The organism is Hypericibacter terrae (assembly GCF_008728855.1).
Classification (GTDB): Bacteria; Pseudomonadota; Alphaproteobacteria; order Dongiales; family Dongiaceae; genus Hypericibacter; species Hypericibacter terrae.
In genome coordinates, this window is the sequence record NZ_CP042906.1 from 5,761,961 (window position 1) to 5,774,959 (window position 12,999).

Annotated in this window: 9 protein-coding genes; 5 read left to right on the top strand and 4 right to left on the bottom strand. The window is 67.1% G+C overall.

The genetic code is table 11. The features are described 5' to 3' along the window. Positions 1 to 11: 11 nt before the first annotated feature. Positions 12 to 1,190 (bottom strand): MFS transporter, encoded by a 1,179-nt coding sequence (locus FRZ44_RS26345; RefSeq protein WP_151179984.1) that lies wholly within the window; start codon positions 1,188 to 1,190, stop codon positions 12 to 14. Positions 1,191 to 1,290: 100 nt separating this feature from the next. Then, on the bottom strand, positions 1,291 to 2,850 hold the full coding sequence (locus FRZ44_RS26350) for a class I adenylate-forming enzyme family protein (protein WP_151179985.1): 1,560 nt from the start codon (positions 2,848 to 2,850) through the stop codon (positions 1,291 to 1,293). 295 nt (positions 2,851 to 3,145) lie between these two features. On the opposite strand from FRZ44_RS26350, the gene hspQ reads away from it, so the two are divergent. Continuing rightward, positions 3,146 to 3,475, top strand: a complete 330-nt coding sequence (gene hspQ, locus FRZ44_RS26355; RefSeq protein ID WP_151179986.1) for a heat shock protein HspQ — start codon at positions 3,146 to 3,148, stop codon at positions 3,473 to 3,475. Further along, entirely contained in the window at positions 3,476 to 3,664 is a 189-nt protein-coding gene (locus FRZ44_RS26360; protein ID WP_151179987.1) for a hypothetical protein, read from the top strand. It begins immediately after the preceding gene. Positions 3,665 to 3,687: 23 nt separating this feature from the next. Here the strand turns inward: FRZ44_RS26360 and FRZ44_RS26365 are convergent, their stop codons facing one another. Next, positions 3,688 to 4,026: a hypothetical protein gene (locus FRZ44_RS26365; RefSeq protein WP_151179988.1), complete on the bottom strand. Its 339-nt coding sequence runs from the start codon at positions 4,024 to 4,026 to the stop codon at positions 3,688 to 3,690. A 327-nt stretch (positions 4,027 to 4,353) separates the two neighbouring features. On the opposite strand from FRZ44_RS26365, the gene FRZ44_RS26370 reads away from it, so the two are divergent. From FRZ44_RS26370 to bluB, 3 genes are read left to right on the top strand one after another with little or no spacing between them, the layout of a single operon-like run. Beyond that, the gene (locus tag FRZ44_RS26370; RefSeq protein WP_151179989.1) at positions 4,354 to 9,186 is read left to right on the top strand and encodes an NAD-glutamate dehydrogenase; all 4,833 of its coding nucleotides are present in this window, start codon (positions 4,354 to 4,356) and stop codon (positions 9,184 to 9,186) included. Beyond that, positions 9,176 to 10,513, top strand: a complete 1,338-nt coding sequence (locus FRZ44_RS26375; RefSeq protein ID WP_318526384.1) for an MFS transporter — start codon at positions 9,176 to 9,178, stop codon at positions 10,511 to 10,513. The genes FRZ44_RS26370 and FRZ44_RS26375 overlap by 11 nt, the downstream gene beginning before the upstream one ends. A 57-nt stretch (positions 10,514 to 10,570) precedes the next feature. Further along, positions 10,571 to 11,221 carry a 5,6-dimethylbenzimidazole synthase gene (gene bluB, locus FRZ44_RS26380; protein ID WP_225308460.1) on the top strand — a complete coding sequence of 217 codons (651 nt, stop codon included), beginning with the start codon at positions 10,571 to 10,573 and terminating at the stop codon, positions 11,219 to 11,221. Between the two features lie 139 nt (positions 11,222 to 11,360). Here the strand turns inward: bluB and purH are convergent, their stop codons facing one another. Then, positions 11,361 to 12,968: a bifunctional phosphoribosylaminoimidazolecarboxamide formyltransferase/IMP cyclohydrolase gene (gene purH / locus FRZ44_RS26385; RefSeq protein ID WP_151179991.1), complete on the bottom strand. Its 1,608-nt coding sequence runs from the start codon at positions 12,966 to 12,968 to the stop codon at positions 11,361 to 11,363. Positions 12,969 to 12,999: the final 31 nt, after the last annotated feature.

The following is a 12,999-nucleotide window of genomic DNA, read 5'->3' on the forward strand; positions in this document are numbered from 1 at the left end:
CCGGGCCGCGGCTAGACGCGGCGCGTCAGGGCGATGAGCAGGAAGAGCAGGCAGGCGCCGCCGCCGGCGGCGAGGAAGCCGTAGGGATTCCAGAGATCGAGGCTGGTCCCGACGAAGACCGGCCCGACCAGGGTTCCAGTCTCGTAGGTGAAGGCGAAGAGCGCATTGGCCGCGGCCAGATCGCCCGGCCCGAAGCGCCGCCCCACCATGGCGAGCCCGACCGTATAGAGCCCGCCGAAGGAGCCGCCCCAGATGGTCAGCAGCGGCCAGGCCGCCAGGCTGTCCAGCACCAGCGGCAGCAGCAGGAACCCGACGGCGCTGGTGATCGCCAGGAAGATCAGGAGCTTGCGCCCGTCGCGCCCGTCATGCCGGTCGGCCATCATGCCGATCGGCAGCTGGAGGAGGACGTTGCCCAGCGCCACGGCGAACAGCATGCCGAAACCGGCCCGTTCGCCCACCCCCATGCGGTCGGAGAAGATCGGGAAGAAGGCCAGCACCGAGTTGATCAGCACGCCGTTCAGCACCGCTGCCGCCATCAGGGTCGGCTGGCGCCGCAGCAGGGTGGCGTAGTGGGCGGCCGCCTCCGAGGGCAGGGACGGAATCAACCTGCGCGCGAAAATCAGGGGTAAGGCCGAGGCCGCCACCGTGCCGGTGATGAGATAGAAAGGCAGGTATCCCTCGGTGCCGGTGATCATCAGGACGGGGAATCCCAGGCAGTAGGCGGCCGACATGGTCGTGACGTAGAGCCCGACCACGCGCCCGCGCGTGCTGTCGTCGGCGACGGTGTTGAGCCAGACCTCGCCGATCACCCAATGGATCGCGATGCCGGCGCCCATCACGAAGCGCAGCACGAACCAGCCTTCGATGCTGTTCCACACCGGCAGCAGCGCGATGGCCGCCGTCATGATCGCGACGCCGAGATAGAGCGCGTTGGCGGCGCCGAGGCGGCGCGCCAGCGTCGGTGTCGCGAGCGTGAAGAACAGGATCGCCGCCGCTTCGACCGCGGTGTTGAGGCCGATGATGCTGCCGCTGACGCCTTGCGCCTCGAGCCGCATGGAAAGGAGCGGCGTCGACATGGCGAAGGTCACGGTGGAGGCGAAAGCGCTGGCGAGGATCGCGATCAGGCTGATCCGGCGCTCGCCCGGACGGAGCAGCGGCACCGGGAGAACGGTCGCGCTTCCGTCCGTCATGTCAGGCCTCCGTCGAACGCCGCCGGCCCGAAATCAGAGCATGGCGGCTCGCGAGGGGGAAGGGCGAAGGCGGATGCGGCGGCAAGCGGGGTCCGCCGGCTCAGCTGAGCATGTGACGTGCGATCTTGCCCGTGTTCGTCATCGGCAAGGCGTCACGAATTTCGATTTGTCCCGGCGCTTGGCCGACCGGCAGCTCGCCGCGCAGCCAGTCGAGCAGGGCCTGCGCGTCGATCGCCTTCTTCTGCTTCAGTGTGACGAAGGCCTTTCCGTCTTGGCCGTAAGTCGGATGCGGAACCGCCACCACGGCCGCCAGCGAAACCGCCGGATGACGCTGCAGCAGGCTCTCCACCACCTCGGGCACGATATGTTCGTTGCCGCGCGTGATGCGGCTGTCCATCCGCCCGATGATCTTGAGATAGCCGTCGCTGCTGAAGGTCGCGATGTCGCGCGTGTGATACCAGCCGTCCTTCATCGTGGTCGCGGTCAGATCGGGGCGGTTGATATAGCGCGTCATCATCGCGGGCGAGCGCACCAGCAGATGGCCGCGATCGGTCAGCGCCAGATCGTTGTCGTTGTCATCGACAATACGCGCCTCGATGCCCGGCAGGATCTTGCCGGTATAGCCCTCATGCTGGCCGCCGCTGGGCCAGGACCAGGCCAGCGCCGCGCAGGTCTCCGACGCGCCATAGCCGGCCCGCAGCTGGACGCCGAGCCGCTCGCGGAACTCCCGCTCCCAGGCGGCCGGCAGGGCGGCACCGCCGCTGATGCAGAGCTTGAGCGGCACCTGTTCCTTCCGCACGCCGTCGGCATGATCCAGGAGCCAGCGATAGAAGCTCGGCACCGCGACGATGAAGGTCGCGCCATGATCGATGATGTTCTGCCAGACCGCGCCCGGATTCTTCTTGTCGATCAGGGTCTCGGGGTTCTCGCATTCGAGATAGATGACGCTCTGGCCGAGGAAGACCGGCTGCAGGATCAAGAACAGCTGCGACATCATGCATTCCATCGTGAAGATGGAAAGCCGCACGCGGCAATGGTCGATCTCGAACAGCGGCACGGTGAGGTTGACCACCTCGGCGACGGCGCCGGCCGAGATCTCGAGGCCCTTCTGCTTGCCGGTCGAGCCGGAGGTATAGACGACGAGGGCCGCATCCTCGCGCTCGAAATGATGGATCGGGAAGCGCTCGGGCTGGTCCTTCATCAGGTCGGCGAGGGACGGAAATCCTATGACGGTCGAGGCGCCTTCGGGATCGACCGGCAGGATCCAGAGCTGCTTGACGCACGACACGCGGCGCATCGCGGCGATCGCGCGCGGCGCGACCGGGTCGTCGCCGTAATTGTCGAAGCAGAGAAATGCGTCGACCTCGGAATCCTCGAGCATGAAGGCGAAGTCCTGCTCGGTCGAGGTCCAGAGCAGATTCACGACGGTGGCGCCCGTCATCAGGATGCCGAAATAGGCGATCAGGAAGGACGGGCGGTTGTTGCAGCAGAGCGCGATGCGGTCGCCGGGACCGTAACCCTGCGCCGTCAGGCCCGCCGCGGCCTTCGTCGCCCAGCGATGGATCTGGCTGTAGCTGTAGGGGCGGTCGCGGAAAATGACGGCGGTCGCATCGGGCGAACGCAAGGCCGTGGCTTCAAGATAGAAGGCGGCATTCGTCATGCGATATCCGATCCCCCTCGCCTTTGCGCTTCAACCTAACCCGCAACCGCAACAGGAAAAAGACAATTCATCTCGACGTGGTTGGCTTGTCCGTCAACCAATAAACCGCGCGGCCCGTTGCGCCCTTGCTCGCCGCCAACCGGTCCGATCGGCACCCTGCCCAAGCACAGCCCTTTTTCCCTTCGAAGGCCATGCTAAACTGCTGGCAGGAAAGAGAATCGGCCCCGGCCTCCCGCGTTTCCGCCCAGCCGGCGGAGGCGGAGGCCGCCCCGGGGCCGGGTCAAGCGGAACCCTCATGCCGCCCAAGCTCAGCAAATACACCATCGGACAGATCGTGCGGCACAGGATCTTTCCGTTTCGGGGTGTCATTTTTGATGTCGATCCTGAATTCGCCAATACCGAGGAATGGTATGAGGCGATCCCGGCCGAGGTCCGGCCGCGCAAGGACCAGCCCTTCTATCATCTGCTCGCCGAGAACGCGCAGACCACCTATGTGGCCTATGTGTCGGAGCAGAACCTGTTGCCCGACGACGAGAACGGGCCGATCCGCCATCCCATGGTCACGGAGATGTTCGACGGCATCGTCGCGGGGCGCTATCAGTTGAAGCCCGCGCGGGCCAACTGAATGGCCCTGCCGCCGGGACTTTGCAGCCTGGTGAGTGAGTTGTCGCCACTCGACGGGGTGGCGCGGGGTCGGTCCCCTCTCACCGGGTGCGGTTGCACGGTGATCGTCGATCATCTGCTGATACTGTTGCGCAGACAGATCCTGTCGCGCACCTATCGCGCGATCCGCCAGCTCGGCGTCGGCGAATGAACGCGCCTGGGAGGCGCGCCGCGTCAGGCGATGGCGAGGCCGCCGCCCATCAGGAGCGCCATCAGGATCGCCAGCATGAGGAAGAACACGGCGTTGCCGAACGTCACGAAGGGACGGCTGGCGCGCTCGTGGCGCCGGCGCGCCGGCGACCGGCGTTCGCGGCCGCCGACCAGCGACAGGAAGATCCCGCCGCCCGGCCAGGGCAGGCTGATCCGCAGATCCAGCGGATGGCGCGGCTCCGGCCAACGTTCCGACATGGCCGTCCGGATGGCCTCGGTCTGATCTTCCGACAGCGTGTCCCGGACATTCGGCGGCAGCCGCCGCAGCATCTGTTCGACGCGTGCCTCACCCATGATCGTCATCGCATGGCACTCCTTCGCTCTCGAGCCGGCCCGGCGCTTCCGGCCGGTCCCCGGGCCCGAATCTCTGCCTGGCGGCCGGCTTCGAGCCCCTTGGCGTGAGCCGGCCCGGATCTCCCGATCACATCCGCGGCAAATCCTTTACGGACCGGCTATCGCATTGCCAAAACAGGGTAATATGACTGGTGTTAAAATCAGCTTTACTGTTGAGGGTGGAGGCTTGCCCTTATTTTCCAGGGGACTAGCGTGGTTCCCGATTGAACCGGTCGGTCCGGGGCCGGCTTGCGGGAACCCCGGGCGGATACGTCAGCGAAGGCGAAGGAAGTGACCATGCGGACCAGGGCCGAGCAGGCGAAAGCCGATCTGATCGAACGCGTCGCCCAGACGGCGGCGCAGCGCCTCGATCGCAAGCGCGCCGCGGATGTCGAGCGGTTCGTGCGGCTGTTCTATGCCAACGTGCCGCCCGACGACATTCTCGAGGACAGCCCCGAGAACCTGTTCTCGGCGGCGATGACCTTGTGGAACTTCGGCCTGCAGCGGGCGCCCGGCAGCGCCAAGGTGCGGGTCTATAACCCGCGCCTCGACGAGCATGGGTGGCGCTCCCCGCACACCGTGGTCGAGATCGTCAACGACGACATGCCGTTCCTGGTCGATTCGGTCACGGCCGAGCTCAACCGGCGCGAGCTCACCGTCCACCTCGTCATCCATCCGATCCTGCGCGTGAAGCGCGACCACAAGGGCCAGCTCACGGGGACCGGCGACGCCGCCGCACCGGCCGAATCCTACATGCAGATTCGCATCTCCGAGCAGAGCTCTCCGGAGACGCTGGAACAGATCAAGCTGGGATTGGAATCGGTCCTGACCGAGGTGCGCCTCGCGGTGCGCGACTGGCCGGCGATGCGCGCCCGCATCGAACAGATCACCCGGGAGCTGGCCCAGTCGAAGCTGCCGCTGCCGAAGGACGAAGTCTCGGAAGCGCATGATTTTCTCGCCTGGGTCGGCGAGGATCATTTCACCTTCCTGGGCTATCGCGAGTACGATTTTTCCGGCGAGGGCGACAACGCGACCCTGACCGTCCGCGCCGGCAGCGGGCTCGGCATCCTCAGCGACGACAATTACTCGGTCTTCGACCGGCAGAAGAATTTCGAGCGCATGCCGGCCGAGGTGCGCGCCTTCATGCGCCAGCCGCAATTGCTCGCGATCATGAAGTCCAACAAGCGCGCCACCGTGCACCGCCCGGTCCATATGGACACGATCGGCATCAAGCGCTTCGACGCCGAGGGCAATCCCACGGGCGAGCAGCTCTTCATCGGCCTCTTCACCTCGGTCGCCTACAACAAGAGCCCGCGAGAGATCCCGCTGTTGCGGCGCAAGCTGGAACGCGTCATCGCGCGCGCCGGCTTCGAGCCCAACAGCCATGACGGCAAGGCGCTCCTGCACATCCTCGAGAGCCATCCGCGCGACGAGCTGTTCCAGGCGACCGACGACGAGCTGTTCGAGATCGCGCTCGGCATCCTGCATCTGCAGGAGCGCCAGCGCGTGGCCCTGTTCCTCCGCAAGGATCCGTTCGAGCGCTTCGTCTCCTGCCTGATCTATGTGCCGCGCGATCGTTTCACGACGGAACTGCGCCTGCGCATGCAGGACATCGTCACCAAGGCCTTCAACGGCCGCCTTTCCGCCTTCTACACGCAGATGACCGATGCGGCCTTGAGCCGCCTCCAGCTCATCGTCGCCACCACGCCGGGTTCCGTGCCCGACGTCGATACCGCCGAGCTCGAGGCCAAGCTGGTCGAGGCCGGACGCTCCTGGGCCGACAGCCTGCAGGAGGCCTTGGTCGATGCGCGCGGCGAGGAACAGGGCCTGTTGCTGCTGCGCCGCTATTCCAGCGCCTTCTCGACCGGCTATCGCGAACGCTTCGACGCGCATGGCGCCGTGCTCGACATCGGCCTGATCGAGAAGGCGCTCGAAAGCGGCCGCCTGACCATGAGTCTCTACCGCCCGGTCGAGGCGCCGCCGAGCGAGCTGCGCTTCAAGATCTACAATGCCGGCGACCAGATCCCGCTCTCGGACGTGCTGCCGATGCTGGAACATATGGGCCTCAAGGTGATCTCCGAGGCCCCCCATCTGGTGCGGCCGCTGGATCGGCCGCGCCCGGTCTGGATCCACGATTTCCTGATGTGCACCGCCGACGGCCGCGACATCGACATCGGCGCCGTGAAGGACAATTTCCAGAAGGCGTTCGAGCGGGCCTGGCGCGGCAAGGCGGAGGACGACGGCTTCAACCGGCTGGTGCTGCTGGCCGGCCTGACCTGGCGCGACGTGGTCATCCTGCGCGCCTACTGCAAATATCTGCGCCAGATCCAGGTGGCCTTCAGCCAGAGCTACATGGAAGAGACGCTGGCGCGCAACTTTGGCATCGCCGCCCTCCTGGTCAAATTGTTCCGCACCTTGTTCGATCCCTCGCAACGCGCCGAGGCGGAGGCCCGCGCCGATGCGATCAAGGCCGAGATCGAGCGCGCGCTCGACCAGGTGGCCAATCTCGACGAGGACCGGATCCTGCGCCGCTTCCTCAATCTGATTCTGGCGACCCAGCGCACCAACCACTACCAGACCCTGGGCGACGGCGAATTGAAGACCTACATCTCGTTCAAGCTCGACAGCCGGCTGATCGACGAGCTGCCGCTGCCGCGTCCGGTGTACGAGATCTGGGCCTATGGACCGCGCGTCGAAGCGGTGCATTTGCGTGGCGGCAAGGTCGCGCGCGGCGGCATCCGCTGGTCCGATCGGCGCGAGGATTTCCGCACCGAGGTGCTGGGGCTGATGAAGGCGCAGATGGTGAAGAACGCCGTCATCGTGCCGGTGGGCTCCAAGGGCGGCTTCGTGGTCAAGAAGCCGCCGGCCGGCGCCAGCCGCGACCAGCTCCAGGCCGAAGTGATCGAATGCTACAAGACCATGATGCGCGGTCTGCTCGACCTGACCGACAACCTCACGGCCAACGGCCTGGTGCCGCCGCCCAACCTGGTGCGGCGCGATCCCGACGATCCCTATCTCGTGGTGGCGGCCGACAAGGGCACGGCCACCTTCTCGGATATCGCCAACTCGGTCTCGCTCGAATACGGCTTCTGGCTGGGCGATGCCTTCGCCTCGGGCGGCTCGGTCGGGTACGACCATAAGAAGATGGCGATCACCGCGCGCGGCGCCTGGGAATCGGTCAAGCGCCATTTCCGCGAGACCGGCGTGGATGTGCAGAGGACCGATTTCAGCACCATCGGGATCGGCGACATGTCGGGCGACGTGTTCGGCAACGGCATGCTGCAGTCGCCGCACATCAGGCTGATCGGCGCCTTCAACCATCTCCATATCTTCGTCGACCCGGCGCCCGACGCGGGCAAGAGCTTCGCCGAGCGCAAGCGGCTGTTCGACCTGCCGCGCTCGAGCTGGATCGACTATGACGCCAGCCTGATCTCCGAGGGCGGCGGCGTCTTCGACCGCAAGGCCAAGCGCCTCGCCGTGACGCCGCAGATGAAGGCCGCCTTTGGCTTGACGGTCGACAGCATCGCGCCCAACGACCTGATCCGAGCGATGCTGAAGACGCCGATCGATCTGCTCTGGCTCGGCGGCATCGGGACCTATGTGAAGGCGGCGGCCGAGACCCATGCGGATGTCGGCGACCGCGCCAACGACGCGCTGCGCGTCGATGCCGAGGAGCTGCGCTGCAAGGTGGTCGGGGAGGGGGCCAATCTGGGCTTCACCCAGCGCGGCCGCATCGCCTATGTGCTGAAGGGCGGCAGGCTGAATACCGACGCGGTCGACAACTCGGCCGGCGTCGATTGCTCCGACCATGAGGTCAATATCAAGATCCTGCTGAACGCCTCGGTCGCGGCGGGCGACCTGACGCTGAAGCAGCGCGACAAGCTCCTGACGCAGATGACCGACGATGTCGCTGCCTTGGTCCTGCGCGACAATTACCTCCAGACCCAGGCGCTGACCCTGGCCGAGACGCAAGGCTGGTTCCGTCTCGACCAGCAGGGCCGCTTCATGCGGGCGCTCGAGCGGGCCGGCAAGCTCGACCGGGCGATCGAGTTCCTGCCCGACGACGAGACCCTGGCGACGAGGCTGGCGCAGCGCAACGGCCTGACGCGGCCGGAGCTGGCGGTGCTGATGGCCTATGCCAAGATGTCGCTCTATGACGAGCTCCTGCCCTCCGACCTGCCCGACGATCCGCAGCTCATCGACGACCTGCGCCGCTATTTTCCGAAGCTGCTGCAGGAGCGCTTCCCCGAGCAGATCGCCCAGCATCAGCTGCGCCGCGAGATCATCGCCACCGTCGTGACCAACAGCCTGGTGAATCGCGCCGGCATCACCTTCATCCATGTGATGAAGGAGAAGACCGGTCAGGCCGCTTCGGACATCGCGCGCGCCTATGCCATCACCCGCGCCGTGTTCGAGCTGCGGGCCCTCTGGGCCGAGATCGAGGCGCTCGACAACAAGGTGCCGGCGAAGCTCCAGGCCCTGATGGCGGACGCGACCGTGCGGCTGGCCGAGGCCGGCACGCTCTGGTTCCTGCGCAACGGCAAGCTGCCGCTCGACATCGCCGCCCATATCGAGGCGCATCGGGGCGACATCGCCAAGCTCGGCGCCCAGCTCGAGGATTATCTGACCGAGACCGATCGCGCGGCCTTCGCCAAGCGGGTCGAAGCGCTGACGCTCGAAGGCGTGCCCGACGCGCTGGCCCGCAAGGTGGCGCGGCTCGATCTGCTCGCCCCCGGGCTCGATATCGTCCGGATCGCGCAGCGCAGCGGCAAGTCGCTCGAGCGCGTGGCGCGCACCTTCTACGCGGTCGGCGTGCGCTTCCACCTGAACTGGCTGCGCAGCGCTACCGGCGGGGTCAATCTCGACACCCATTGGGACCGCATGGCGGTCGCGGCCGTGCTCGACGATCTCTATTCGCATCAGCGCGTCCTGACCGAGCGGATGCTGGGGGCCAACGGCGTCGCCGACGGCCTGGCAGAGTCCGAGGCGATCGAGCAATGGGCTCAGGCGCGCGGATCGGCGGTCCATCGCATCGAGATGCTGTTCGCCGATCTGCGCCAGCAGGGCGGGCTCGACCTCGCCAAGCTCGCCGTCGCCAATCGCGAGCTGCGTTCGCTGCTTGGCGGCTGAGTTGGCGATCGCGACGCCGGCAGCGGCACCGGAGGGTCAAGCGCTCGAGCTGGTCAGGGGTGGAAAGCCCGCGCAGCGGCGCGCCATCCTCGCCTGGTGCTTCTTCGACTGGGCCAACTCCGCCTTTCCGACGGTGGTCCAGACCTTCCTCTTCAGCGCCTATTTCACCAGCTATGTGGCGGCCAGCCCCGCGGCGGGCACGGCCGCCTGGGGCCAGGCCACGGGACTGGCCGCCCTGGTCATCGCCTGCGTCAGTCCCTTGCTCGGTGCGGTCGCCGATGTCGGCGGCCGGCGCAAGCCCTGGCTGGCGGGGCTGACGATCCTGACCGTGGCGGCGACGGCGGCGCTCTGGTTCGTGCGCCCCGATCCCGCCTTCGCGACGCTGGCCCTGGTCGCGATGGCGGTCGGCACGGTGGGGTTCGAGCTCGGCACTGTCTTCTACAACGCCATGCTGCCGGGCCTGGCGCGGCCCGAACGCATCGGACGCATTTCCGGCTGGGCCTGGGGGCTCGGCTATGCCGGCGGCCTCGTCTGTCTCGCCCTGGCGCTGGTGGCCTTCGTGCTGCCCGACCATCCGCTGTTCGGCCTCGACAAGTCGAGCGCGGAACATGTGCGGGCGACGATGCTGCTGACCGCCGGCTGGTTCGGGCTCTTCTGCCTGCCCCTGTTCCTGTTCGTGCCCGACCGTGCCGCCGCCGGGCGCGGCCTCGCCGCCGCCGTCGGCGACGGCCTCGCGCAGCTCATCCACACCTTCCGCGATCTCCGCCGCCACGCCAATATCGCGCGGTTCCTGCTGGCGAAGATGATCTATATCGACGGCCTCAACACGCTCTTCGCCTTCGGCGGGATCTATGCCGCCGGCAGCTTCGGCATGAGCCTCGAGCAGGTGCTCATGTTCGGCATCGCGCTCAATGTGACCGCGGGATTGGGCGCAGCCGGCTTCGCCTGGGTCGACGACTGGATCGGCGCCAAGCCCACGATCCTGATCTCGCTCGCCGCCACGACCTTGCTGGGCATCGCGATTCTCTTGGTCGACGACATCGTCTGGTTCTGGGTGCTGGGGCTGGCGATCGGCATATTCCTGGGGCCCACCCAGGCCGCCAGCCGCTCGATGATGGCGCGCTTGGCGCCGCCCGAGCTGGCGACGGAGTTCTTCGGGCTCTATGCGCTGGCCGGCAAGGCCACGGCCTTCTTCGGGCCCTGGGCGCTCGCCATCGCCACCACCGCCTTCGACAGCCAGCGCGCCGGCATGGCCACGATCCCGCCCTTCCTGGTGCTGGGCTTCCTGCTGCTGCTCTGGGTCAAGGAACCGAAGCGCTCTTCCTGACGCTTCGATGTCGCGGACGCCAAAGCGTCCGCGGCCGAGATGAACGAAAGATCGAGCATGAGTCTCGACGCTTCACCACCGGTCTTCGATGCGGCTTTCCAGGCCCGGCTCGCCGAGCTCTTCGCCTGGCGGCGCGATGTGCGCCGCTTCCGCATCGATCCGCTGGCGCCCGCCCTGATCGACCGGCTGCTCGATCTCGCCTCCCTGGCGCCCTCGGTCGGCAACGCCCAGCCCTGGCGCTTCGTCTCGGTCGAGAGCGCGGCGCGTCGCGCCGCGATCATCGCCGATTTCGAACGCGCCAACGCCGAAGCCGCGCGGCTCTATCATGACGAGCAGGCCGCCCTCTATGCCCGCCTCAAGCTCGCCGGCCTGAAGACCGCTCCGCTCCATCTCGCGGTCTTCTGCGACGAGACCACCGGGCAAGGGTCGGGCCTCGGCCGCCAGACCATGCCCGAGACCCTGCGCTATTCGGTCGTGGGCGCGATCCAGACGCTATGGCTCGCCGCGCGCGCCCACGGCGTGGGCATGGGCTGGGTCTCGATCCTGCATCCGCAAGCCATGACCACGCTGCTCGACATCGACGCCCGCTGGTTCTTCATCGGCTATCTCTGCCTGGGATATCCGGAGGAGGAGCATCTCGACCCCGAGCTCGAGCGCCATGGATGGCAGGCGCGGAGCGAAGAGGGACGGAGATTGCTGCGGCGGTGAGCGCAGCTCTTGACGATTCATCCATCGGCGGCAGGCGATCACGAAAGGGTTCGGTCTTCATTCCTCGTCATACCGGCGAAGGCCGGTATGACTGTAGAGGCAGGCCCGCTCCATTCTGTGACGACGGGCGGCCGACACTTCAATGCCGGAAATGGCGCATCCCGGTGAAGACCATGGCCAGGCCGGCCTCGTCGGCGGCCTTGATCACGTCCTCGTCGCGCATCGAGCCGCCGGGCTGGATCACGGCGGTGGCGCCGGCTTCGGCGGCGGCGAGCAGGCCGTCGGCGAAGGGGAAGAAGGCGTCCGACGCGACGACCGATCCCTTGGCGCGGGATTCCTTCTCGCCCGCGGCCTCCGCCATCTCGCGCGATTTCCAGGCGGCGATGCGGCTTGAATCGACGCGGGACATCTGACCGGCGCCGATCCCGACCGTGGCGCCGTTCCTGGCATAGACGATCGCGTTCGACTTCACATGCTTCGCCACGCGGAAGGCGAAGAGGAGATCGGCGAGCTCGCGCTCGGTCGGCTTGCGCTTGGTCACGGTTTTCAGATCGCGCGCCGCGATGCGGCCATTGTCGCGGTCCTGCAGCAGGAATCCGCCCGAGAGCAGTTTCAGAGAGAGACCCGGTGCCGCCGGATCGGGCAGCGCGCCGGTCGTAAGCAGCCGCAGATTGCCCTTGGCCGCCAGCAGCGCCGCCGCGTTCTCGTCGACCTCGGGCGCGATCACGACCTCGAGGAAAAGCTTGGTGAGGCGCTCGGCCAGATCGGCCTCCAGCTTGCGGTTGATCGCGACGATGCCGCCGAAGGCGCTGACGGGATCGCAAGCGAGCGCGCGCTCCCAGATCTCCGCGAGATCCTTGCCGATGGCGACACCGCAGGGATTGGCATGCTTGATGATCGCGACCGCGGGCGCCTCGAACTCCGCCACCAGCTCGAAGGCCGCATCGGTGTCGTTGAGATTGTTGTAGCTCAGCTCCTTGCCCTGGAGCTGGCGCGCGGTGGCGATGCCGGGGCGCCGGTCCGAGGTCGTGTAGAACGCGGCCTGCTGATGAGGGTTCTCGCCATAGCGCAGCATCTGCCGGCGCTCGCCGCCCAGCACGAAGCGGCGCGGGAAGCGATCCTTCTCTTCGGCCTGCATCCAGCGCGCGATGGCGGCGTCATAGGCGGCGGTGCGTGCGTAGGCCAGCGAAGCGAGCCGTCGGCGGAGTGCCAGCGACGTGCCGCCGCCCTTGGCCGTCATCTCCTCCATCAGCGCGTCGTAGTCGACCGGATCGGTCACGACCGCGACGAAATCGTGATTCTTGGCGGCGGCGCGGATGAGCGCCGGCCCGCCGATATCGATGTTCTCGACGCAGTCCTCGTAAGCCGCGCCCTTCGCGACCGTGGCCTCGAAGGGATAGAGATTGATCACCACCAGATCGATCGGCGCGATGTCATGCGCCGTCATGGCGGCGCGATGCTCCGCCGAATCGCGCCGCGCCAGGATGCCGCCATGGATCTTGGGATGCAGCGTCTTGACCCGTCCATCCATGATCTCGGGGAAGCCGGTATGGGTGGCAACCTCTTTCACGGCGAGGCCGGCTTGCGCCAGCGCCTTGGCCGAGCCGCCGGTCGAGAGCAGCTCGACACCGCGCGCCGCAAGGAAGCGCCCCAGCTCGATCAGCCCCGCCTTGTCCGAGACGGAAAGAAGGGCGCGCGTGATCCTGATGTCGTCGGTGGCAGTGCGGCGGCCGGTCGGTGCAGTCATGATGAGGGCAGGCTCCGGATCGGGGTCGGAA

Excerpts from the sequence above, each read along its gene's own strand:
- FRZ44_RS26345 (WP_151179984.1), bottom strand. The coding sequence starts at position 1,190 with ATGACGGACGGAAGCGCGACCGTTCTCCCGGTGCCGCTGCTCCGTCCG.
- FRZ44_RS26350 (WP_151179985.1), bottom strand. The coding sequence starts at position 2,850 with ATGACGAATGCCGCCTTCTATCTTGAAGCCACGGCCTTGCGTTCGCCC.
- hspQ (WP_151179986.1), top strand. The coding sequence starts at position 3,146 with ATGCCGCCCAAGCTCAGCAAATACACCATCGGACAGATCGTGCGGCAC.
- FRZ44_RS26360 (WP_151179987.1), top strand. The coding sequence starts at position 3,476 with ATGGCCCTGCCGCCGGGACTTTGCAGCCTGGTGAGTGAGTTGTCGCCA.
- FRZ44_RS26365 (WP_151179988.1), bottom strand. The coding sequence starts at position 4,026 with ATGACGATCATGGGTGAGGCACGCGTCGAACAGATGCTGCGGCGGCTG.
- FRZ44_RS26370 (WP_151179989.1), top strand. The coding sequence starts at position 4,354 with ATGCGGACCAGGGCCGAGCAGGCGAAAGCCGATCTGATCGAACGCGTC.
- bluB (WP_225308460.1), top strand. The coding sequence starts at position 10,571 with ATGAGTCTCGACGCTTCACCACCGGTCTTCGATGCGGCTTTCCAGGCC.
- purH (WP_151179991.1), bottom strand. The coding sequence starts at position 12,968 with ATGACTGCACCGACCGGCCGCCGCACTGCCACCGACGACATCAGGATC.